The sequence below is a fragment of the Segatella asaccharophila genome (assembly GCF_054687055.1).
Window position 1 is genome coordinate 1 of the sequence record NZ_BAACAN010000065.1, and the last position, 587, is coordinate 587.

Annotated in this window: 1 protein-coding gene; it reads left to right on the forward strand. The window is 53.2% G+C overall.

What is annotated here, in order from left to right; genetic code table 11:
- Positions 1-9: 9 nt before the first annotated feature.
- Positions 10-587, forward strand: a 578-nt coding sequence (locus ACYRYG_RS13335; protein ID WP_460198491.1) for a site-specific integrase, incomplete at its 3' end; no start/stop codon positions are given.

Sequence of the window (587 nt, forward strand, 5' to 3'; positions counted from 1 at the left end):
TACCTCCGTATGCTCCGGAGCCTCTACAACAAGGGTGTGGATCATGGCTATGCTCGGTATGTCCGTGGCCTCTTTCACGATGTCTATACCGGTGTAGACATCAGGCATAAGAAAGCATTGCCAAGAGTGGATCTCCGGACCTTACTGTTCAAGGACCCGGGCACGGAGGACTTACGGCGGACGCAGTACACCGCCCGCCTTTCTTATGAGTTGTGCGGAATGCCCTTTGTGGACCTTACACATATCCGCAAGTCTGACATTTCTGATGGAACGCTCGAATATCACCGGATGAAGACGGGCACCACGGTAAGGGTCCGCCTCCTCAGGCCTGCTCTCCAGACTTTGTCCTGGCTGCGAAGGAATACTGGGAGGACAGACGGGCGGAAAGATTCCGGCTTGTTGCACCTGTTCAGTTGTTCTCATAGTTTTCGGAGCAGTAAAGGCTATATGGAATATCAGGCCGCTCTTCGCCGTTATAATGCCCATCTCAAGAAACTGGGCAGGAAACTGGGAATCAAGGAAGACGTTTCATCCTATACGCTGCGTCATTCCTGGGCCACGGCAGCTAAGAAAACGGGAGCTCCAGT